Genomic DNA, 21,575 nt, shown 5'->3' with positions numbered 1-21,575 from the left:
AAAATAGAAAAGGTTCTAAGCAGCGCTGACGTTTGCTGTGGTCGTGTCATCGCCGAGCACTTGGCGTTCAACGGGAAGCAGACCAAATGCTGCGCGCGCCGAATCGCAATCCGGGTTGTGCTCGCCATTGGCCCAGGAAGCCTCGAACTCACGGCAGGTGCTGGAGCGGTGCTCATAAATCGAGCAGCTGACTCGTGTTCCGACGTTGCCTACCAATGCGGTGCAGCGCGAAGGCTTGCACTCGGTGCCGAGCATGTCGACGCAGCTGGGGCTGATGCTGCTGACCTGTTCATCGGGCATCCCCTCCCGCCGACGTGCCATCTCTCCAATAAAAGGACACGCGAAAGTGTGAACAGCAGGCACCGCAATTCAGGCACGGACTGACGTCGGACATGGATATAAACCGGAAGAATGGACCTGGGGAGGGAAAGCGGTCCGCAGCTATCCTAGGCGCTGGCGTTCGCTTGGGAATTGGGTCTGGAAAATATATTTCAGCCGGTGAATGACCCGTCACCGCGCAGCGTTGATGGCGATGTCTGGACTGCCGCGCAATGGGAAGGTATCAATTCTGCGCTGAATCGACGCACAAGTTGCAGACTCCTGGCGCGCTGTTCGCCACGCTGCCATGTGTGGTGCGGGCATCGAACTGCTTCAGTCGCGCCGCTTCGCGGATGCGCGGGCGAGGGTGGCCGGTGAGGCCGTTGTGGCAGAGGATGAGCCGTCTGTGACGTGAGGTTTGAAGTGCCTTGGCCAGAAGTTGCGTTCAAACGCGGACGTCAGCTGATACATCGGCCCCCCGTATCAGACGGCTTGCCAGCGGCAGCGTTTACGATCGCCACCTCTGTAAAGCCGGGCTGCTACGAGTCACCACTGATTCTTGCGTAACGCGATTACCCCGCGACCAGCACCCGGATCGCCTCAAGGCGCAGCGCGGCCTTGTCCAGCATGGCCAGCCCTTGCTCGCGCAATTCGCGCAGGGCAGTGAGTTCGCTGTCGCGCACGGTCGGATTGACGGCTTGCAGGGCCGTCAGACGGGCCAGTTCTTCGTCGGTGTCCGCTGCCAGACGACGTTGCGCCTCGGCCACGCGCTCGGCATGCTTCGGCGCGATCTTGCTTTCGGCTGCGTTGATCTGCGGGTTCAGCACATCGCGTTGGGCCTGAATGAACTTGTTGGCGCTGGCACGGGGCACGCTTTCCAATTGGTCATTCAGCGTGGTGAAGGAGACGCGGCCCGACAGATCGTTGCCGTTGGCGTCCAGCAGGCAGCGCAGCGCGGCCGGTGGCAGGTAACGACCCAGCTGCAGCGAGCGTGGGGCGACCACTTCACTGACGTACAGCAGTTCGAGCAGCACGGTGCCCGGTTTCAGCGCCTTGTTCTTGATCAGTGCCACGGCGGTATTACCCATGGAACCGGACAGCACCAGATCCATGCCGCCCTGCACCATCGGATGCTCCCAGGTGATGAACTGCATGTCCTCGCGAGACAGCGCCTGGTTGCGGTCGTAGGTAATGGTCACCCCTTCGTCGTCGCCCAGCGGGAAGCTGGCGTCGAGCATCTTTTCGCTCGGCTTGAGGATCAGCGCGTTCTCGGAGTGATCTTCGCTGTCGATGCCGAATGCGTCGAACAGGGTTTCCATGTAGATCGGCAGGGTGAACTGATCGTCCTGCTCCAGGATCGCCTCGACCAGTGCGTCACCCTCGCCAGCGCCGCCGGAGTTGAGTTCCAGCAGGCGGTCGCGACCGGCATGCAGTTCGCTTTCCAAGCGCTCACGCTCGGCACGGGCTCCGCTGACCAAAACTTTCCAGTCGTCATCGTCGCCACCCTCAAGCATCGGCAGCAGGCGTGGACCGAACTGATGCTGCAGGGCGTTGCCGGTCGGACACGTGTTGAGGAAGGCGTTGAGGGCTTCGTGATACCACTGGAACAGGCGCTCTTGCGGGCTGGTTTCCAGATACGGCACATGCAGCTCGATGATGTGCTTCTGGCCGATGCGGTCCAGACGACCGATACGCTGTTCCAGCAGATCAGGGTGCGCTGGCAGGTCAAACAGCACCAGATGATGGGAAAACTGGAAGTTGCGGCCTTCACTGCCGATTTCCGAGCAGATCAGCACCTGAGCCCCGAACTCCTCATCGGCAAAATACGCGGCTGCGCGGTCACGCTCCAGGATATTCATGCCTTCATGGAACACGGTCGCCGGGATGCCGGAGCGCACACGCAGAGCGTCCTCCAGGTCCATTGCGGTTTCGGCGTGGGCGCAGATCACCAGCACCTTGACGCGCTTGAGCATCTTCAGCGTATCGATCAGCCAGTCGACGCGCGGGTCGAAGCGCCACCAACGCTCTTCCTCGCCGGTCTCGCCCTGCGCCTGGAAGCTGACTTCCGGGTACAGATCGGCATGCTCGCCAACGGGCAACTCCAGGTATTCGGCCGGGCAGGGCAGCGGGTATTGATGCAGCTTGCGCTCCGGGAACCCCTGTACGGCAGCACGGGTATTACGGAACAACACGCGACCGGTGCCATGTCGATCGAGCAGTTCGCGGATCAGCCGTGCACTGGCTTCGGTATCGCCCGCGGCCACTGCACTGAGCAGTGCTTCGCCCTCGGCACCGAGGAAGCCTTGAATGGTTGTGTGCGCCTCAGGGGAAAGGCGACCCTGGTCGAGCAGCTCCTGAACGGCTTCGGCCACCGGACGGTAGTTTTCGCTCTCGGCGCGGAAGGCGTGCAGGTCGTGGAAACGGTTCGGATCGAGCAGGCGCAAACGGGCAAAGTGGCTGTCCTGTCCCAGTTGCTCCGGCGTTGCGGTGAGTAGCAACACGCCCGGAATAACCTCGGCCAGTTGCTCGACCAGCGAGTACTGCGGGCTGGCTTTGTCTTCATGCCAGACCAGATGGTGAGCTTCGTCGACCACCAGCAGGTCCCAGCCGGCCGCGAACAGCGCGTCTTGCGCCTTTTCGTCGTCGACCAGCCACTCCAGCGAGACCAGCGCCAGTTGCGTGTCTTCGAACGGATTGCTGGCGTCGCTCTCGATGAAGCGCTCGGCATCGAACAGCGCAACCTGCAGGTTGAAGCGACGACGCATCTCGACCAGCCACTGATGCTGCAGGTTTTCCGGGACCAGGATCAACACGCGGCTGGCGCGGCCTGACAGCAACTGGCGATGGATCACAAGACCCGCTTCGATGGTCTTGCCCAGACCTACTTCGTCGGCCAGCAGCACGCGCGGGGCGATACGGTCAGCAACTTCACGGGCGATGTGCAATTGATGGGCGATAGGCTGCGCGCGAACGCCGCCCAGGCCCCACAGCGAGGATTGCAGCTGACGGCTGGTATGTTCAAGGGTGTGATAGCGCAGGGAGAACCAGGCCAGAGGGTCGATCTGCCCGGCGAACAGGCGGTCGCTGGCCAGACGGAACTGGATGAAGTTCGACAGTTGGGTTTCCGGCAGGGTGACCTGCTGGTTCTGCGCGTTCAGACCGTGATAGACCAGCAGCCCATCGACATCTTCGACTTCGCGGACGGTCATCTTCCAGTTTTCGAAATGGGTGATGGTGTCACCCGGCGAGAAGCGCACACGCGTGAGCGGGGCATTGCGCAATGCATACTGGCGGGTGTCGCCAGTGGCCGGATAGAGCACGGTCAACAAGCGGCCGTCCTGTGCCAGAACGGTGCCTAAACCCAGCTCGGCTTCGCTGTCGCTAATCCAGCGTTGCCCCGGTTGATACTGCTGCGCCATGCTGCCTGACTCCCGCCTTAAAAAGCCGACTATGGTAACGGAACAACCTGCTCAGGCCAAAGCTCTTGTGAAGCTGTTATGCGCGCTACGTTGTGAAATTGGCCGTATTTGTTGCGCCAGTGGTCTGGCGTTGGCACTGGAAGCGATAAACGGAGTCCAAACTTGCTCTTCATACGGCTCAAGTCGACGAAACGGCAGCCGACAGCTTGATAACAGGAGACCCATAACATGCTGCCACCGCTGATCCCCTTGAGTGCAGCCCCGATCACTGCCCAGCAGGACCCGGTCAAACCGACGCCCGACATACCTGCGGTCGCACCCGTGCAGCCTAGCTCCAGCGACAGCACGATCAACATGGGCGAGCGCGATCCCGAGCAAGCCCAGTTGCTGCTACGTGAAGAACAGCGCCGCCAGCAAAGGCGCCGCCGTGACCGCCGCACTGCCGATCGCCATCCCGATCTGGATGAGAGCGTCGAAGCGGATGCTCGGGAGTCTCTTCAGCAAGGCGCCTACGCCGGGCCGGCCATCCCTGGCGATTTCCTCAATGCCGACAACACTGTGCCAGTGGTGCCGATCATTGATGACGAACCGCGCCAGGGATTGTGGGTGGATTTGAAGGTTTGATGTGCTGGTCAGCGTCTGCGTGATTGCGCATTATTATCGCTATTGAGCATTTGAGAGCAGCGCGCGATGAGCGATGACGAAAAACTGGTAGACCTGAGCGCCGAGCGCGCCAAGCGTGTGCACGATCTTAACGACAAGCGGCTTAACGAAGTGCGTCAGGCTTTCGAGCAGGCGATGCCGCTGGGCAAGGCCAGGAAGAAAAGCAAGGGCAAGCCGAAGAAACGCTAGATTCCTTTGCTGCTGTGATCGGGCCGGGCAATCCGGCGGTGCCTTCGGTTGCAGCCATTGACTTGGGTCAAGACTCCCCCAACCCCCTATGGTTAATCTGCACCCATCGAACAGGGTCACAGCAGGAGGGACGCGCATGCTTCTCGATCAGGCGGTGATAGCGGGGGTCATGACGGTCATGCTGGTGCTGAGCATTTTTGCAGGGCTGGCGTTGTTTATCTGGAGAGACTCGCACAAGCGCGACAAGGATTGAGTCTCGAATAAAAAGAGCACGCAAGGCATTTTGGGCAACTTCGGTTGCCCATTTTTTTGCGCGCTCTTTTTTGAATTTCCTGGGGGGATTGGGGTTGGCACATACCCAATGTCGGGGTGCTGCGGACTTACCTTTGCGCCCCGCGAAAAGGTAAACTGGCGCCACCAGCGCAAATGGGTATATACGCAAAGCTCAACGCAAAAATCTGTCCTGGCGTGAAAGCGCAGCCATTCTTAGCCCACGGTGATAAGCGGCAATTGCGCCAGGCTCACCGTCTGTTCTTTACGCGGCGCCAGAATCTCAGCCTCGCCATCGACCACCAACTCATCGTTCTGATTGAACACCCGGGTCGCAATCCTCACCCGAAACTTCGGCAGTTTTTCCAGAATCTCCAAGCGCACCGTCAAGGTATCGCCAATCTTCACCGGCTTTTGAAAGCTCATCTGCTGACCCAGATAAATTGTCCCAGGCCCTGGCAATTCGCAGGCCACCGCGGCACTGATCAACGCACCGCTGAACATACCGTGAGCGATACGATCCTTGAACATGCTCTTGGCGGCAAACTCTGCATCCAGGTGCACCGGATTGCGGTCTCCGGACATTTCAGCGAACAGCTGGATATGCCGTTCTTCCACCGTTTTGCTGTAGCTGGCAGTCTGGCCGACTTCAAGGGCTTCATAGGGCGTGTTGGTAACTTGAGTCATGCTGCGTTCCTGTGACATGAAAAGTGATCGTGAATAAAGGGAAATCCCGAATGGCTACTCGCTGCGCCCAGGTCTGGGCGTGGCAAGCGCTTCTTCGAGCCAGGCGAGTAGATCACGAGTGACTTCATCGCGGTTGGTCTCGTTGAGAATTTCATGCCGCGCCTGCTGATAGAGCCTCAGCGTGACGAACGTGTGATCCGTACTCATCAGCGTGTCAGCGAGGTCCTTTAGACGCTTACCTTCGCTCACCGGATCACATTCGCCGCCAATGATCAGCAGCGGCAAGCTCCGATCGATCTGCGCAAGGTTGGACGCCTTGCTGATCTGCTGCAGCCCGCCGAGCAAGTCCAGCCAGAACTGATTGGTACAGCGAAAACCGCACAGCGGGTCTTGCACATATTTATCGACCTCCTGCGCGTCGCGGCTCAACCAGTCAAAAGGCGTGCGCACCGGCTTGAAAGTCCGATTGAACGAGCCAAACGACAAAAAATCGATCAAGGCGCTGCGCCCGGTCGGGCCCTGACGCCAACGCTCCACGCGCGCGATCGCGGCGGCGAGGCGGTAGAGCGATACGGGCTGGAAATTCGAACCGCTGAGCACCGCGCCCTGCAGGCTGGCGCCGTGGTGCAACAGGTACGCCTGGGCGATGTAGCTGCCCATGCTGTGACCCAGCAAAAACAACGGCGCGCCAGGATGACGTTGCGCAATCGACGCATTAAGGCTGGCCAGGTCACCCACCACCTTGTTCCAGCCATCCGCATCGGCGTAATGCCCAAGTACGCCGTGGGCGGCCGTCTGGCCGTGGCCGCGCTGGTCAGGGGAGTACAGGGCAAAACCCGCCCTTGTCAGCGCCGCGCCAAGGCGCTCATAACGGCCGCTGTGTTCGGCCATGCCATGGGACAACATCACCACAGCCCTCACCGGATCGGCATGGGAGCCGGTGTCAGTCATTGGCAGCCAGGCGTTGACGAATAGGCGCGTGTGATCGGCTGTGCCCAGCCAAAAAGCATCGTGTTTCATGGCATTTCCTTGGCCTTGTAAGAAATTGTCGTGAAAAAGCGCTATAGCCAGTGCTTTTCAGCAGTGTATAGCCGTTGCGGGATGACGGGCCGATCACCCGCAAGATTCAGCTCATTGATGACGCCCGGTGGCCTATTTGCCTTCCCGGCCTTAGCTGCTAACGTCCGGCCATTGCCCGCGCACAGACCGCGGGGCCGGCACTCTCAGGTAAGAGGATAAAAACAACATGCAACCTGAATTCTGGAACGACAAGCGCCCGGCGGGCGTGCTCTGTGAAGTGGATTTACAGGCGTACACGTCAGTGATCGAGGTGTTCGAGCGCAGCTGCAAGCAGTACGCGGACCGTCCCGCCTACAGCAACCTGGGCGTGACGCTGACGTACGCCGAGCTTGAGCGTTACTCCGCAGCGTTTGCCGGTTACCTGCAGCAGCAGACTGAACTCAAGCCCGGTGACCGCATTGCCGTGCAGATGCCCAACCTGATCCAGTACCCCATCGCCGTCTTCGGCGCCATGCGCGCCGGGCTGATCGTGGTCAATACCAACCCGCTCTACACTCCGCGCGAAATGCGCCATCAGTTCAGGGATTGCGGTGCCCGCGCGCTGGTGTATCTGAACGTGTTCGGCAAGAACGTCGAGGAGGTCCTGCCAGATACCGAGATTCAGTACCTGATCGAAGTGAAGATGGGCGACATGCAGTCCCCGGCCAAGGGGTGGCTGATCAATACCGTGGTCGACAAGGTCAAGAAGATGGTCCCCGAGTACCACCTGCCGCAGGCCGTCTCGTTCAAGGGCGTGCTCAAAAGAGGACGCGGCGATCAACTGCGCCGGGTGCAACTGGATCTGGACGACATCGCTGTCCTGCAATACACCGGCGGGACTACCGGCTCGCCGAAGGGCGCGATGCTCACCCACGGCAACCTGGTGGCGAACATGCAGCAGGTCTATGCCTGCATGTTGCAGCACGGCCCGGACGGGTTGCCGATTTTCAGGCAGGGCAACGAGATCATGATCGCGCCGTTGCCGCTATATCACATCTATGCGTTCACCTGTAACTGCATGTGCATGATGGTCAGCGGCAACCACAACGTACTGATCACCAACCCGCGGGACATCGGCGGCTTCATCAGGGAACTGAAAAAGTGGAAGTTCTCGGCGATGCTCGGCCTCAACACGCTGTTCGTTGCACTGATGGATCACCCGGGTTTCAAGCGCCTGGATTTCTCCAGCCTGCGCCTGACCAATTCGGGCGGCACGGCGCTGGTCAATGCCACTGCCGAGCGCTGGCTGCAGTTGACCGGCTGCCCGATCGTAGAGGGCTATGGACTGACCGAAACGTCGCCCGTCGCCACGGCCAACCCCTATGGCGACCAGTCGAAACCGGGTACCGTCGGCATGCCTGTGCCAGGCACGACCGCCAAGGTGATCAATGACGATGGCGTCGAATTGCCGGTCGGCGAACGTGGCGAACTGTGTCTGAAGGGGCCGCAGATCATGCTCGGTTACTGGCATAAGCCCGACGCTACTGCCGAGGTCCTTGACAGCGAAGGCTGGCTGAAGACCGGCGACATCGCGGTCATCGACCCTGACGGATTTATCCGTATCGTCGACCGCAAAAAGGATTTGATCATCGTCTCGGGTTTCAACGTCTATCCCAATGAACTCGAAGATGTGGTGTCGCGCCATCCGCAGGTGGCCAATTGTGCAGTCATCGGCGTGCCCGATGAGCGCTCGGGGGAGGCGGTGAAGCTGTTCGTGGTGCCGCGTGATGCGGATCTGACGACCGACGAGTTGAAGGTGTACTGCAAGCAAAACTTCACGGGTTACAAAATTCCAAAATACATCGTACTGCGCGACTCACTGCCCATGACGCCGGTAGGCAAGATCCTGCGACGGGAACTGCGCGATAGCGTCTGAGGGCGGCTATATAAAAGGAACGGCGTGGTAATCACGCCGTGTCTTTTGGAGCGTATGCCAGTGCCTTTAGGAGTGGTACGGCTTTGCCGGCAGTGGAGCGCTTGCAATCGCTGCCGTCAGTCGGGCTTGCCAGACAGGCAACGAGGTCCCAGAGCGGGCTGGACTGATCCGTTCGAATACCTCAACAGACATGAAACTTCGACATTTAGGTTCATTGCTCTAAACATGACCAATAAACATTCATGAGTCATGTTAGTGACTGTGGAGGCGGCTTTTGCCTCTGGTCGGGCTTTGGCAAAGCTGCTACGCTCGGCCCGCTTTTTATTCTGTCGATAAACAAAAAGCTGTGGCTACAAACATCCAAACACAAGAAATCATCGCATCGAGCGGTGTGTAGAAACGCTGTCGCTGAGGAGTCGGCTTCCATGATCGAAAACTTCTGGAAGGATAAATATCCGTCTGGTATCGCTGCCGATATCGATCCGGACGAGTATCCAAACGTCCAGGCGGTATTGAAACAGTCCTGCGAGCGTTTCGCCAACAAACCTGCGTTCAGTAACCTGGGCAAGACACTCACTTATGGCCAGATGTACGAGTTGTCCGGGGCGTTCGCTGCCTACCTGCAGCAGCACACCGACCTGCAACCGGGTGATCGCATCGCGGTGCAGTTGCCCAATGTGCTGCAATACCCGGTCGCCGTATTCGGTGCCATTCGGGCCGGGCTGATCGTGGTCAACACCAACCCGCTGTACACCGCGCGGGAAATGGAACACCAATTCAACGACTCCGGTGCCAAGGCGCTGGTGTGCCTGGCGAACATGGCACACCTGGCCGAGAAGGTCGTGCCCAAGACCGGCGTCAAGCACATCATCGTCACCGAAGTCGCTGACCTGTTGCCGCCACTCAAGCGCCTGCTGGTCAACAGCGTCATCAAGTACGTGAAGAAGATGGTCCCGCCGTTCCACCTGCCCACGGCCGTCAAGTTCAATGACGTGCTGGCCAAGGGGCACGGCCTGCCGGTCAATGATGCCGCGCCGCATAGCGAGGACGTCGCCGTACTGCAATACACCGGTGGCACCACGGGCGTGGCCAAGGGTGCGATGCTGACCCACCGCAACCTGATCGCCAATATGCTGCAATGCAAGGCGCTGATGGGCTCCAACCTTGATGAAGGCTGCGAGATCCTGATCACCCCACTGCCGCTGTATCACATCTATGCGTTCACCTTTCATTGCATGTCGATGATGCTGATCGGCAACCACAACATCCTGATCAGCAACCCGCGCGATCTGTCGGCGATGGTCAAGGAGTTGTCGAAATGGAAGTTCAGCGGTTTCGTCGGCCTGAACACCCTGTTCGTCGCGCTGTGCAATAACGCTGACTTCCGCAATCTGGATTTCTCCTCGCTGAAAGTCACCCTGTCCGGCGGCATGGCCCTGCAACAGGCCGCTGCCGAGCGCTGGAAAGAGGTTACCGGTTGCTCGATCTGCGAAGGCTACGGCATGACCGAAACCAGCCCGGTGGCCACCGTCAACCCGATCCAGAAGATTCAGATGGGCACCATCGGCATTCCGGTGCCCTCGACCCTGTGCAAAACCATCAACGACGCCGGTGAAGAGCTGCCCCTTGGCGAGGTCGGCGAGCTGTGCGTCAAAGGCCCGCAGGTAATGAAGGGCTATTGGCAGCGCCAGGAAGCCACCGATGAAATGCTCGACGCCGAAGGTTGGTTGAAAACCGGCGACATTGCGGTGATCCAGCCGGACGGCTATATGCGCATCGTCGATCGCAAGAAGGACATGATTCTGGTGTCGGGTTTTAATGTGTATCCCAATGAGCTGGAAGACGTGCTGGCGACCCTGCCGGGCGTGTTGCAGTGCGCGGCCATCGGTGTGCCGGATGAAAAATCGGGCGAGGCGATCAAGATTTTCGTGGTGGTCAAGCCGGGCACCACGCTAACCAGGGATCAGGTGATGGAGCATATGCGCGCTAACGTCACGGCCTACAAGGTGCCGCGCAGCGTGGAATTCCGCGACGCCCTGCCGACCACCAACGTTGGCAAGATCCTGCGCCGCGAACTGCGTGATGAAGAGCTGAAAAAGCTGGCGCTGAAAAAACCGGCCTGACCGTTTCACACATGACAAACCCCGCCCTTGCGCGGGGTTTGTTATTTTCACGCCGTGCTGTGATTGTCCCACGCTCCGCGTGGGAACGCCGCTCCCGACGCTCTGCGTCGGTTACTCATGATCAAGCGGGTCATGAAACGAGCAGCAAGCTCTTCTGCCGAAGGGCGTAGGAGCGCAGCTTGCTCGCGATCGGCTGCGCAGCAGGCGTAAACCCTGCCACCACGGCCTGCCTGGCACACCGCGCCGCCTGGCTTTGCTGCCGGTTCCCGGCAGATCGTCGGCAAGCCGGACTCCTACGCCTTCGGCAGAAGCGGGCCGGCGTTAATGCGCCTCTGCGGCAGAAAATTGAATGGCGCTACAGACACAACCGCTTTGATTCTGCCTGCGAGCACATAACCGAATGTCGCTAAAGACCTGCGGCTTTTGACTCTGCCCGAAGGGCGTAGGAGCGCAGCTTGCTCGCGATCGGCTGCGCAGCAGGCGTGAACCCTGCCACCATGGTTTGCCTGGCACACCGCGCCGCCTGGCTTTGCTGCCGGTTCCCGGCAGATCGTTGGCAAGCCGGACTTCGGTCCTGCGCGCAAAAGCAAATGCGATGCGCCAGTTGCACACATGCATCACCCCTACCAAATCTGCGACAATTCGCGCCCTGCATTCAGACAGAAAAGACTTCGCGCCCTGATGACCGACGAATCGCCCTCCATCGACCAACTGTTCAAGAACCTCGACCACGCGATGATCAGTGATCGTCATCGCCTGCGTCGCCAGTTGCATGAGCTGCGCAAGAAGCCCGACGAGGCGAAGCTGGCACAGTGGGTCGAGCGTGTACAGGCGTCGTGTACGCTGGTGACTGGCCGCAAGCAAAGCGTGCCGACCATTCGCTACGACGAGAACCTGCCGATCGCCGCCAAACGCGACGAGATCAAGGAGGCGCTGCTCAAGCATCAGGTGCTGATCATCGCCGGCGAAACGGGCTCGGGTAAAACCACGCAGTTGCCGAAGATCTGCCTGGAAATCGGTCGCGGGCAGCACGGACTGATTGGCCACACCCAACCGCGGCGGATTGCCGCGCGCAGTGTCGCCAGCCGCGTCGCCGAAGAAATCGGCACGCCTCTGGGCGCACTGGTCGGCTATCAAGTGCGCTTCGAAGACCAAAGCGATCAAAACACCCTGATCAAACTGATGACCGACGGCATCCTGCTGGCCGAAACCCAGCATGACCGCTTCCTTGAGCGCTATGACACGATCATCGTCGACGAAGCCCACGAACGCAGCCTGAACATCGACTTCCTGCTCGGCTACCTGAAAACCCTGCTGCCGCGTCGCCCGGATCTGAAAGTCATCATCACCTCGGCAACCATCGATCTTGAGCGATTTTCCGAGCACTTCGACAAGGCGCCGATCATCGAGGTCTCCGGTCGTACGTTCCCGGTTGACACCTGGTATCGCCCGCTGACCTCCGAGCAGGACGAGGAGGGCAACAGCGTCGAGGACGACTTGACCGTCGATCAGGCGATTCTCGCGACGCTGGATGAACTTGCTGATCTGGAACGCCGCGAACGCAAATCCCCCGGTGATGTGCTGGTGTTCCTGCCTGGCGAGCGCGAGATTCGCGACGCCGCGGAAATGCTGCGCAAGGCTCAGCTCAAGCACACTGAAATCCTACCGTTGTACGCGCGGCTGTCGCCTGCCGAACAGCAGCGGATCTTCCAGTCGCACCCAGGCCGGCGCGTGGTGCTGGCGACCAACGTTGCCGAGACCTCCCTGACTGTGCCGGGCATTCGCTACGTGATCGATACCGGCACCGCACGGATCAGCCGCTACAGCTATCGCGCCAAGGTCCAGCGCCTGCCCATCGAGGCGATTTCCCAGGCCAGCGCCAACCAGCGCAAGGGTCGTTGCGGAAGGGTCGAGCCGGGGCTGTGCGTGCGTCTGTACAGCGAGGAGGATTTTCTCTCCCGCCCTGAGTTCACCGATTCGGAAATCCTGCGCACCAACCTGGCGGCGGTCATCCTGCAGATGCTGCATCTGCGCTTGGGCGAGATTACCGATTTCCCGTTCATCGAGCCGCCAGATGGCAAGGCCATCAGCGACGGCTTCAACCTGCTGCAGGAGTTGTCGGCGGTCAATCGCGAGAACCAGCTGACCCCGCTTGGTCGTCAGTTGGCGCGCTTGCCGGTGGACCCGCGGATGGGCCGCATGCTGCTGGAGGCCGCGAAACAGGGCAGTCTGCAGGAAGTACTGATCGTCGCCAGCGCCATGTCGATTCAGGATCCGCGCGAGCGTCCACCGGAGCGGCAGCAGGCCGCCGACCAGGCCCACGCGCAATGGAAGGATCAGGATTCGGATTTCGCCGGGCTGGTCAACCTGTGGCGCGGGTTCGAGGAGCAGCGTCAGGCCCTCACGGCCAGTCCGCTACGCAACTGGTGTCGACGCAACTTCCTGAACTACCTGCGGCTGCGCGAATGGCGTGATTCCCATCGCCAACTGAGCCTGATCTGTCGCGACCTGCAACTGACGGTCAACAAGGACCCGGCCGATTTCCCGAAATTCCACAAGGCGGTGCTGTCGGGCTTGTTGAGCCAGATCGGACAAAAGACCGAAGAAGGCGACTACCTGGGCGCGCGGCAGCGGCGTTTCTGGGTGCACCCGTCCTCGGGTCTTGGCAGAAAGCGCCCGCAATGGATCATGGCCGCCGAACTGGTCGAAACCACCAAGCTGTATGCGCGCATGGTCGCCAAGATCGAGCCGGACTGGATCGAGCCGCTGGCGGGGCACCTGATCAAGAAAAACCACTTCGAACCGCATTGGGAGAAGAAGCGCGGTCAGGTCGTGGCATTTGAGCAGATCACCTTGTTTGGCTTGATCGTAGTAGGTCGCCGCCCGGTGCATTTCGGGCCGATCGATCCGGCGGTTTCCCGCGAGTTCTTCATTCGGGAAGGGCTGGTGCGCGGCGAGATCCAGTCCCGCGCCAAATGCCTGAGTGCCAACACCAGATTGCTTGAGCAACTGGACGAACTGGAAGCCAAGGCCCGGCGTCGGGACATTCTCGCCGACGAGGAAACGCTGTTCCGTTTCTACGACGAGCGCCTGCCTGCCGAGATTCACCAGACCGCGACCTTCGACGCCTGGTACCGAATGGAGAGCCAGAAGAACCCGCAGTTGCTGATCATGCGCGAAGAAGATGTGCTCGCCCGTGAAGCCAGTGAAGTGACGGCCAATCAATACCCCGACACCCTGCGTCTGGGCGAGTTGACCCTGCCGCTAACCTACCACTTCGAACCCAATCATCCGCGTGACGGCGTGACCTTGCGCGTGCCGGCGCCGTTGCTGCTGTCGCTGCCCGCCGAGCGTCTGGAATGGCTGGTGCCGGGGCTGCTGGAGAGCAAATGCGTGGCGCTCGTGCGTAACTTGCCCAAGGCGCTGCGCAAAAACTTCGTACCGGTGCCGGATTTCGTCAAGGCGGCGCTGCAGCGCATGGTATTCGCCGAAGGCTCGTTGCCACAGGCATTGGGTCGTGAACTGCTGCGCATGACGGGTGCCCGGGTTACCGACGAAGCCTGGGTCGAGGCGGCGCAGCAACTGGAAAACCACCTGAAAATGAATCTGGAGGTGGTTGACGCCAACGGCAAGTTCCTCGGTGAGGGCCGTGAGCTGGACGAATTGACTGCGCGGTTTGCCGAAGCCGGGCAGGCCGCGCTGGCGGTGCCGCAGTCGGCCAAGCATCAACAGCCGGTGGAAGCCAAGGGCTTCGCTGCTGTAGCACAAACGACCCAACAGACGATCGCCGGGCTGTCGATGACGGTGTACCCGGCGCTGGTGGAAGAGGGCGGCGCGGTCAAGGAAGGGCGTTTTTCAACGCAGACCGAAGCTGAGTATCAGCATCGCCGCGCCTTGCAGCGCCTGCTGCTGCAGCAACTGGCCGAGCCTGCGAAATTCCTGCGCAGCAAACTGCCTGGGCAGACCGAGCTGGCCTTGCTGTACCGCGACATGGGCCGAGTCGACGCCCTGATCGAGGACATTCTGCTGGCCAGTCTGGACAGTTGTATCCTGGACGGTGAAGTCACCTTGCCGCGCGACGGCGCGGGCCTCATGTCGCTGGCCGAACGCAAGCGTGGGAGTCTGACCGAGCAGGCAGAACGGCTGGCGAAGCTGACGCTGGAAATCCTCAAGCTATGGCACGGTCTGCAAAAACGCTTCAAGGGCAAGATTGACCTGGCTCAGGCCGTGGCCTTGAACGACATTAAAGGGCAACTGGGCAAGCTCGTGTACCCAGGCTTCGTCCGCGAAACGCCACTTATGTGGCTCAAGGAGTTCCCGCGCTACCTGAAAGCCATCGAACTGCGTCTCGAAAAACTGGGCAGCCAGGTGCAGAAGGACCGGGTCTGGAGCATCGAGTTGGGCAACCTTTGGGCGCAATACCAAACCCGTGCCGATAAACATGCGCAGGAAGGCAAGCGCGACCCGGAACTGGTGGTTTACCGCTGGTGGCTGGAGGAATATCGCGTGTCGCTGTTTGGCCAGCAGTTGGGGACCAAGGTGCCGATTTCCGACAAGCGTTTGAACAAACAGTGGAGTCAGGTCGAGGGGTGACTGCGTTTTGCCGGGTGCTATTGCATACCCGGCAAGGCTTTGCTTGAGCCGCCGACGAGGGCCGACGTATCGGGCTTTCAGACTCATCTCGATACAGGAGCGTGGCTTGGGCGGCCAGACGCAAAGCGGCAACAGATTCACGGAATGCGCTGCGTCATGCCCAGGCGCGTGGACCGGTTTACGACCATTTCCGGGCCAATCGTGGGTAAACCTCGCAGCCACGCAGTTGAAGCAGCATCAGCTAGCCATTCGTTTGCCCGATAGCGCCAAATCGCGGCCGTTATGGCAAACTTCTTCGCTAAAATCTCAATGCGTCACAAATACCAATCCCGTGTTCGGGAACGTTTATCGCTGCATTGGTACTGCCGTGCCAGAAAGTGGCCATGCCGATGCTTGAGCAGGTTCTTTGCCTGCTGCCAACACAATTAGAGAGGAACGACCGTGTACGACGTCGTGATCAGTGGCACAGGGCTCTATACCCCGCCCAACAGCATTTCCAACGATGAACTGGTGCAGTCTTTCAACACCTACGTCGCGCAGTTCAACGCTGAAAACGCTGCGGCCATCGAGGCTGGCGAGGTTCAGGCGCTGAGCGAGTCCAGCGCGGCCTTCATTGAAAAAGCCAGTGGCATCAAAAGCCGTTTCGTCATGGACAAGGCAGGCATCCTCGACCCGCAGCGCATGAAGCCGCACCTGCCCGAGCGCTCCAACGACGAGTGGTCGATCCTTTGCCAGATGGGCGTCGCCGCTGCCGAACAGGCTTTGCAGCGTGCGGGCAAGACCGCGGCCGACATCGACGGCGTGATCGTCGCCTGTTCCAACCTGCAACGTGCTTATCCAGCGATTTCCATCGAGATCCAGTCGGCGCTGGGCATTCAGGGCTTCGGTTTCGACATGAACGTTGCCTGCTCCTCTGCCACCTTCGGGATCCAGACTGCCAGCAACAGCGTCAAGCTCGGCCAGGCCCGTGCATTGTTGGTGATCAGTCCGGAAATCTGCACCGCACACCTGAACTTCCGAGACCGTGACAGCCATTTCATCTTCGGCGACGCAGCCACCGCATTGGTGGTCGAACGTGCCGACCTGGCAACGTCCGAGCACCAATTCGAGATCGTCAGCACCAAGCTATTGACCACCTTCTCCAACAACATTCGCAACAACTTCGGCTTTCTCAACCGCGCCGCCGAAGAAGGCGAAGGCACGCCAGACAAACTGTTCGTGCAGGAAGGTCGCAAGGTCTTCCGCGATGTTTGCCCGATGGTCGCTGAATTGGTGGGCGCGCACCTTGATGAAAACACCCTCAACGTCAGCGATGTGCAACGTTTCTGGCTGCATCAGGCCAACCTGAGCATGAATCACCTGATCGTGAAAAAATTGCTAGGCCGTGACGCGACGGTCGAAGAAGCCCCGGTGATTCTTGACAGCTATGCCAACACCAGTTCGGCGGGCTCCGTCATTGCCTTTCACACCTATCAGGACGATCTTCCAAAAGGCGCGTTGGGCGTACTCAGCTCGTTCGGGGCGGGGTATTCGATCGGTAGCGTGATCTTGCGCAAAAAGTGATCTAACGCCAGCGCCGGCGGTGGTTGGCGCTCAGCCCATGTCCAATGGCCAGCCCCCGCACAGGAGGCAGGCCATTGTGTAAACCCGTCAGGCGTATCTCTGTAATGCCGGGTTGAGCGTTACGGGCCCAAGCCCTGGATCAGACAGGCGTGCCGGGCTTGATGTCGAAGGCTTTCTGCACCAGCTCGGTTCGTTTTCCAAGCCCCTCATTGCTTTTACGTGTCCAGGCAGCATCCATCTGCTGACGTTGCTGGGCGATGATTTCCTTGGGTTCGACATTTCGATAGCTGTCGATTTCGCCGGTGATCACACCGATGGTGGTTTCGAAAACCGGCTCCGGATCGTACTGCTCATGGGGAAACGCCAGTTTGCTGTAGTCGAACAGACGCTGGGAGGGATCGTCCTGCCAGGTTTTCCAGGTCTCGAACATCCGGTCATTGAAGCCGGTGAGGAATGGCCCCGGGTTGACCGTGGCGACGTCGACACCAAACTCCTTGAGCTCCTGATTCATCGCGTCGGCGATGGCTTCGATGGCGTGCTTGGAGGACGCGTACGCGCCCGCGAACGGGTCAGTGGTCAGACCCGCCACAGAAGACATGAAGACGATCTTGCCTTTTTTATTCTGCACCATTTTCTTGGCAATCAGCTGGGTCAGCATCAACGGCCCCACGATGTTGACTTCATACTGACGGCGCAGGTTTTCTGCGGGAATGTCGACGGTCGATCCACCTTCGGAAATACCGGCATTGTTCAACAGCACGTCAACATCCCACTCGGCCGCCTTTAGACGGTCGCCTTCATGGGTAACGTCGAGCTTTTCAATGCGCAGTTTCACGCCACGGCGCGTCGCTTCCTGCTCCAGCGAATGCACCTGCGCCACGATTTCTACGCCAGCGATAACGTCCAGCCCTTTCGCCGCGAGCCGGAGAGCGACTTCGTGGCCGAACCCTGTGCCTGCGCCAGTTACGAGAATAGTCATGATTATTTCCTGTATGGAGGTGTGAAAGGGGTTAAAGCGCTGCGACCGCTGCTTCGGCCACGGCCTGGTCCTGGTCTGCGGTGCCGCCGCTGACGCCCACGGCGCCGACGAACGCGTCGCCGCTTTTAACGGGGATGCCGCCCGCGAAGGTGATGATGCGGCCATCCACCGAGTTGGCGATGCCATAGAGCGATGCGCCCGGTTGCGCATCGGCCGCCAGATCTTTGGTGGCTGTCTTGCAGGCAAGGCTAGTAAACGCCTTGTTGATCGAATGGGAGATGCTCGCCAGCTGTGCGCCATCCATGCGAACGTGGGCAACCAGGTTGCCGCCTGCGTCGACGACCGCCACGTTGCTGGGCGAATTAATCTGCGTGGCTTTGGCCTCGGCTGCATTGATGATGCGTTTGGCATCGGAAAGTGAGAGGGAGGCAAGGGTCAGCATTCAGGTACTCCTCTGTAGCGCGATTCTGATTCAGCTGAATCAATGTCTGCCTTTAAGGTGACCCCGTGAAAACCCACGTGTTCTGTTTTTTCTGCTATCGCGACCTTTTACCGCAGCCTGGCGGTGGCACCTTGGTCTGTATGAGCAGGCCTGATTCAAGCCCTTAACCAGTTCCCTGTGCCCGAAATACCAGGCCGCCGCAGACCTGTCGGAACGGATGCTGGGGATCCGACACAGCGCGGCGGGCGGGTATAGGCGCTTCAAACCCTTAGGGAGCGTTGAGGGCCTGACGCTTGAAGGTGAACCTTGTCACTTGAAGCGCTCATCTGTTGCTTTAGAACTTCGCCAGCACGTCGAGCTGCAAGGTGTTGGCATCGGCATCGCGCTGGGAGGCCACGGCAAAGTCGGCCTTGGTCAGGAAGTAGGTAGCGCCGATCGAGAAGTTCTTATCGATGTCGTAGGACACGCCCAGCTTGTGGCCGCGCGAGCCGGTGGTGCCGTTGGCGAAGTCGGAGTCGGTGAACGCGCCGACCACGGCGTTACGCTGAACATCGCGGTAGTTGTAGTCCAGCCCGAAGCCAAACACCTTGGTCTTCACGCCCGCCAGCCAGCCGGTGTCTTCGTCGCTGTCGGTGGCGTTGTTGGTCACGTACTGGCCGTACAGGGCCAGCGGCACGGCCAGACCGTTGAAGTCCACTTGACCGAAGCCTTCGAGCAGGCGGAAGCGGTTGGTGTTGTTGCCGTTGACTGCCAGCGCCGCCGAGTCCTTGTCGTTTTGGTACTGGTAGATACTGCCGCCAGCGGTGATCTTAAGCGCATCGATAGGGGTGAATTTGGCGCCCAGTTGCGCGGCGTTCAGGCGCAGGTCGTTCTTGAACTGGGTGCCGTCGCCGTCGATGTTGTCCTTGAGGGTATAGTTGCCGGCGCTGCCGAACAGCTCCAAAGCTTTGCTGATCGGCAGGCTGTAGGAGGCTGCGAGACCTTCAGGATTGATGTCGCTGTCCCAGATGATGTCGCCCATGCTCACCCATGGCTGAGCCATCTTGCCGCCGATGATGTGCAGGTTCGGCAGGGCAGTGGGGTGGTAGTCGATGTAACCCATGTCCAGCCACAGGTCTTTCTTGACGAAATAGCCGTCCAGGTCCTGGTTGGTCGAACGGGCGTCGTTGCTACCGCCGGTGGCGATGCGGATACCGGTGCTGACTTGCGGGTTGATCTCGGTGTAGGCGCCCAAGCGAGCACGAATGCGCTGCCGGTCTTTGTCCTGGCTGTTGTTCTGGCCATCGATCTTGATGGTTTCCTGACGAACGCGAACATCGCCCTTGAATTGGGTCTTGGCCGCCCATGCCACTTTTTGCTCGAATGCCGACAGGTCCGCCGACTTGGTCTGCGCAGCGGCGATCTGGTCGGCTGTCGCTTTCTGGGCTTGTTGCTGAGCCTGCTGATCCTTGGCCAGCTCGGATTGCAGCTCGGCGTACTGGGCTGGCGAAATCGAACCGTTGGCCTTGAGCATGTCGAGCAGTTTCGCGTCGACTGCGGCGCTGGCTGGAACGCTGATGGCCAGCAGCAGACCGCCACACAGGGCCGCCGCAGTTTTGGTGGAAGCAAGACGCATATCAATCTCCGTAGATGAGAGGGGATGACAAAGCCATCCAGGGAACGACCGACCGAGAGTGGGCGGAAAATGAATCAACGTTTTAAGAACCTGGGGCTCTAAAAACAGGCGCCAGTATTGCGGTCGTTTATGACGGAAAGATGGCTAAGTGATGGCATGTGCATGACGATTTATGTCAGCAAAGTCGCGAGCCAGAGCCTTCGTTGCATGCCGATCATGTGAAATGGTTTGCAATGGGCGATACTCAGCACGCTTGCGGGATTGAAGTGGGGATCGTGATGTCGTTACATCGTTTGGATTGTCTGGCGGACCTTGCGCCTGCGGAGTGGGACGCGCTGATACCCGGCGACTCGCCTTTTCTGCGTCATGCCTTCCTCAGTTCGCTGGAGGACAGTGGCAGTCTCGGGCCGCGCTCCGGATGGCGCGCCGAGCACCTGCTGCACTATGAGGACGACACACTCATCGCCGCGCTGCCGAGCTATCGCAAGTGGCATTCCTCTGGCGAATATGTGTTCGATCACGGTTGGGCCGACGCCTGCCGGCGCGCCGGGATCGACTACTATCCCAAGCTGCTGGTGGCGGTGCCGTTCAGTCCGGTAAGCGGGCCGCGTCTGCTGGCGAAAACACCAGAGGACGGTCGCCAGCTGATCGCCTGTCTGCCCGGCTATGCCGAAGCCGAAGCGCTTTCCAGCGTTCACGTCAACTTCACCGATCCTGGCACCGATGCGTTACTGGCCGAGCAGCCGGGCTGGCTGCAGCGCATTGGTTGTCAGTACCACTGGCAGAACCGCGGCTATCGCGATTTCCAGGATTTCCTCGACGCCCTGAGTTCGCGCAAGCGCAAGCAAATGCGCAAGGAGCGCGAGCAGGTGGCGGGTCAAGGCTTCGAATTCGAATGGCTGGAAGGTCAACAGTTAAGTCAGGCGCAGTGGGATTTTGTCTATGCCTGCTACTCCAACACCTATGAAGTTCGCGGCCAGGCGCCGTACCTGACGCGGGAGTTTTTCAGCCTGCTGGCCGAGCGCATGCCCGAGGCTATTCGCGTGGTCTTGGCCAGGCAGGGTGCGAGGCCTGTGGCGATGGCGTTCAGTCTGATCGGCGGCGATAGTTTCTACGGGCGCTATTGGGGATGTTTGGCCGAGTTTGATCGGCTGCATTTCGAGACCTGTTTCTATCAAGGCATGGACTATGCCATCGCCCACGGTTTCAAGCGTTTCGATGCTGGCGCCCAGGGCGAACACAAGTTGATTCGCGGCTTCGAACCGGTCATCACCCATTCCTGGCACTACCTGGCTCATCCCGGCCTGCGCGAGGCGGTGGCCGGGTTTCTGGAGCAGGAGAGGGCGGGAATTCTCGCGTATGCCGAACAAGCGCGCGCAGCGTTGCCCTATCGGCAGGTCTGATCGTGGAGCCTGAGGCGGTTCTCAAAATCACGTAAAAACCGCCTGTGCCCAAGGCACGCGAGCTGTCGGTGTGGAGGCTCGACTGTGCCTGTAACCTGATGGCGTCGGCAACGAAGTCAGATACCCCGTTTCGCCTGAGGTGTGCCGTTGACAGGATTTACTGTCGCTGCGCAACAGATCGTCGGCAAGCCGGACTCCTACGGCCTCCGGCCAGAATCAAAAGCTTGCAGCGCAGCGCTATCCCGCTTCTGCCAGCAGGGCGCAGGAGCCAGGCTTGCCCGCGATCTGCCGGCGACCGGCAGCGATGCTACAGGGCAACCCATTGTCTGCAAACCGGGCCCCCACGGCCTCCGGCCAGAATCAAAGCAAAACGTCG

At 60.0% G+C, this 21,575-nt stretch carries 14 protein-coding genes and 1 pseudogene; 8 read left to right on the top strand and 7 right to left on the bottom strand.

Annotation, left to right across the window (positions count from 1 at the left end; translation table 11 throughout):
• Positions 1–15 precede the first annotated feature (15 nt).
• Together B3I26_RS05145 and rapA are read right to left on the bottom strand one after the other, a co-directional pair.
• A pseudogene (locus B3I26_RS05145) lies at positions 16–394 on the bottom strand (YkgJ family cysteine cluster protein).
• Positions 395–890: 496 nt separating this feature from the next.
• Positions 891–3,737 (bottom strand): RNA polymerase-associated protein RapA, encoded by a 2,847-nt coding sequence (gene rapA, locus B3I26_RS05140; protein ID WP_296255788.1) that lies wholly within the window; start codon positions 3,735–3,737, stop codon positions 891–893.
• Between the two features lie 228 nt (positions 3,738–3,965).
• Between rapA and B3I26_RS05135 the strand changes: the two genes are divergently transcribed.
• From B3I26_RS05135 to ccoM, 3 genes are all read left to right on the top strand, one after another.
• The gene (locus B3I26_RS05135) at positions 3,966–4,361 is read left to right on the top strand and encodes an aspartate-semialdehyde dehydrogenase (protein WP_296255785.1); all 396 of its coding nucleotides are present in this window, start codon (positions 3,966–3,968) and stop codon (positions 4,359–4,361) included.
• A gap of 66 nt (positions 4,362–4,427) precedes the next feature.
• Positions 4,428–4,589: a hypothetical protein gene (locus B3I26_RS05130; protein WP_296255782.1), complete on the top strand. Its 162-nt coding sequence runs from the start codon at positions 4,428–4,430 to the stop codon at positions 4,587–4,589.
• A gap of 136 nt (positions 4,590–4,725) precedes the next feature.
• Complete coding sequence (gene ccoM, locus B3I26_RS05125) at positions 4,726–4,842, top strand: cytochrome c oxidase subunit CcoM (RefSeq protein ID WP_296255780.1); 117 nt, start codon at positions 4,726–4,728, stop codon at positions 4,840–4,842.
• Between the two features lie 233 nt (positions 4,843–5,075).
• Here ccoM and B3I26_RS05120 read toward each other — a convergent pair whose 3' ends face one another.
• Both B3I26_RS05120 and B3I26_RS05115 read right to left on the bottom strand, forming a co-directional pair.
• Positions 5,076–5,546 carry a MaoC family dehydratase gene (locus B3I26_RS05120; protein WP_296255778.1) on the bottom strand — a complete coding sequence of 157 codons (471 nt, stop codon included), beginning with the start codon at positions 5,544–5,546 and terminating at the stop codon, positions 5,076–5,078.
• A 54-nt stretch (positions 5,547–5,600) separates the two neighbouring features.
• Positions 5,601–6,566, bottom strand: coding sequence for an alpha/beta hydrolase (locus B3I26_RS05115; protein ID WP_296255776.1), 966 nt, complete (start codon positions 6,564–6,566; stop codon positions 5,601–5,603).
• A gap of 226 nt (positions 6,567–6,792) precedes the next feature.
• Here B3I26_RS05115 and fadD2 point away from each other — a divergent pair, with 226 nt between their 5' ends.
• From fadD2 to B3I26_RS05095, 4 genes are all read left to right on the top strand, one after another.
• Complete coding sequence (gene fadD2 / locus B3I26_RS05110; RefSeq protein WP_296255774.1) at positions 6,793–8,481, top strand: long-chain-fatty-acid--CoA ligase FadD2; 1,689 nt, start codon at positions 6,793–6,795, stop codon at positions 8,479–8,481.
• Positions 8,482–8,906: 425 nt separating this feature from the next.
• Positions 8,907–10,604, top strand: a complete 1,698-nt coding sequence (gene fadD1, locus B3I26_RS05105; protein ID WP_296255771.1) for a long-chain-fatty-acid--CoA ligase FadD1 — start codon at positions 8,907–8,909, stop codon at positions 10,602–10,604.
• Between the two features lie 681 nt (positions 10,605–11,285).
• A complete protein-coding gene (hrpA, locus tag B3I26_RS05100) occupies positions 11,286–15,197 on the top strand; it encodes an ATP-dependent RNA helicase HrpA (protein ID WP_296255769.1) in 3,912 nt (1,303 codons plus the stop codon).
• A 441-nt stretch (positions 15,198–15,638) separates the two neighbouring features.
• Complete coding sequence (locus B3I26_RS05095) at positions 15,639–16,760, top strand: beta-ketoacyl-ACP synthase III (RefSeq protein ID WP_296255768.1); 1,122 nt, start codon at positions 15,639–15,641, stop codon at positions 16,758–16,760.
• Positions 16,761–16,899: 139 nt separating this feature from the next.
• Here the strand turns inward: B3I26_RS05095 and B3I26_RS05090 are convergent, their stop codons facing one another.
• The 3 genes from B3I26_RS05090 to B3I26_RS05080 all read right to left on the bottom strand — a co-directional run bounded on the left by B3I26_RS05090 (position 16,900) and on the right by B3I26_RS05080 (position 19,796).
• A complete protein-coding gene (locus B3I26_RS05090) occupies positions 16,900–17,739 on the bottom strand; it encodes an SDR family oxidoreductase (protein ID WP_296255766.1) in 840 nt (279 codons plus the stop codon).
• A 31-nt stretch (positions 17,740–17,770) separates the two neighbouring features.
• Positions 17,771–18,181 (bottom strand): GlcG/HbpS family heme-binding protein, encoded by a 411-nt coding sequence (locus tag B3I26_RS05085; RefSeq protein ID WP_296255763.1) that lies wholly within the window; start codon positions 18,179–18,181, stop codon positions 17,771–17,773.
• Positions 18,182–18,515: 334 nt separating this feature from the next.
• Positions 18,516–19,796, bottom strand: a complete 1,281-nt coding sequence (locus B3I26_RS05080; RefSeq protein WP_296255760.1) for a putative porin — start codon at positions 19,794–19,796, stop codon at positions 18,516–18,518.
• Between the two features lie 278 nt (positions 19,797–20,074).
• On the opposite strand from B3I26_RS05080, the gene B3I26_RS05075 reads away from it, so the two are divergent.
• Complete coding sequence (locus tag B3I26_RS05075; RefSeq protein ID WP_296255758.1) at positions 20,075–21,199, top strand: GNAT family N-acetyltransferase; 1,125 nt, start codon at positions 20,075–20,077, stop codon at positions 21,197–21,199.
• Positions 21,200–21,575 lie beyond the last annotated feature (376 nt).

Source organism: Pseudomonas sp. UBA5706, from assembly GCF_002419965.1.
In the GTDB taxonomy this organism is placed as follows: Bacteria; Pseudomonadota; Gammaproteobacteria; order Pseudomonadales; family Pseudomonadaceae; genus Aquipseudomonas.
Note: the sequence above shows the minus strand (reverse complement) of the source record. Positions and strands in the feature narration are given on the sequence as shown.

Bases quoted from the DNA above. Each gene is read 5' to 3' on its own strand.
- rapA (WP_296255788.1), bottom strand. From the start codon at position 3,737: ATGGCGCAGCAGTATCAACCGGGGCAACGCTGGATTAGCGACAGCGAA.
- B3I26_RS05135 (WP_296255785.1), top strand. From the start codon at position 3,966: ATGCTGCCACCGCTGATCCCCTTGAGTGCAGCCCCGATCACTGCCCAG.
- B3I26_RS05130 (WP_296255782.1), top strand. From the start codon at position 4,428: ATGAGCGATGACGAAAAACTGGTAGACCTGAGCGCCGAGCGCGCCAAG.
- ccoM (WP_296255780.1), top strand. From the start codon at position 4,726: ATGCTTCTCGATCAGGCGGTGATAGCGGGGGTCATGACGGTCATGCTG.
- B3I26_RS05120 (WP_296255778.1), bottom strand. From the start codon at position 5,546: ATGACTCAAGTTACCAACACGCCCTATGAAGCCCTTGAAGTCGGCCAG.
- B3I26_RS05115 (WP_296255776.1), bottom strand. From the start codon at position 6,566: ATGAAACACGATGCTTTTTGGCTGGGCACAGCCGATCACACGCGCCTA.
- fadD2 (WP_296255774.1), top strand. From the start codon at position 6,793: ATGCAACCTGAATTCTGGAACGACAAGCGCCCGGCGGGCGTGCTCTGT.
- fadD1 (WP_296255771.1), top strand. From the start codon at position 8,907: ATGATCGAAAACTTCTGGAAGGATAAATATCCGTCTGGTATCGCTGCC.
- hrpA (WP_296255769.1), top strand. From the start codon at position 11,286: ATGACCGACGAATCGCCCTCCATCGACCAACTGTTCAAGAACCTCGAC.
- B3I26_RS05090 (WP_296255766.1), bottom strand. From the start codon at position 17,739: ATGACTATTCTCGTAACTGGCGCAGGCACAGGGTTCGGCCACGAAGTC.
- B3I26_RS05085 (WP_296255763.1), bottom strand. From the start codon at position 18,181: ATGCTGACCCTTGCCTCCCTCTCACTTTCCGATGCCAAACGCATCATC.
- B3I26_RS05080 (WP_296255760.1), bottom strand. From the start codon at position 19,796: ATGCGTCTTGCTTCCACCAAAACTGCGGCGGCCCTGTGTGGCGGTCTG.
- B3I26_RS05075 (WP_296255758.1), top strand. From the start codon at position 20,075: ATGTCGTTACATCGTTTGGATTGTCTGGCGGACCTTGCGCCTGCGGAG.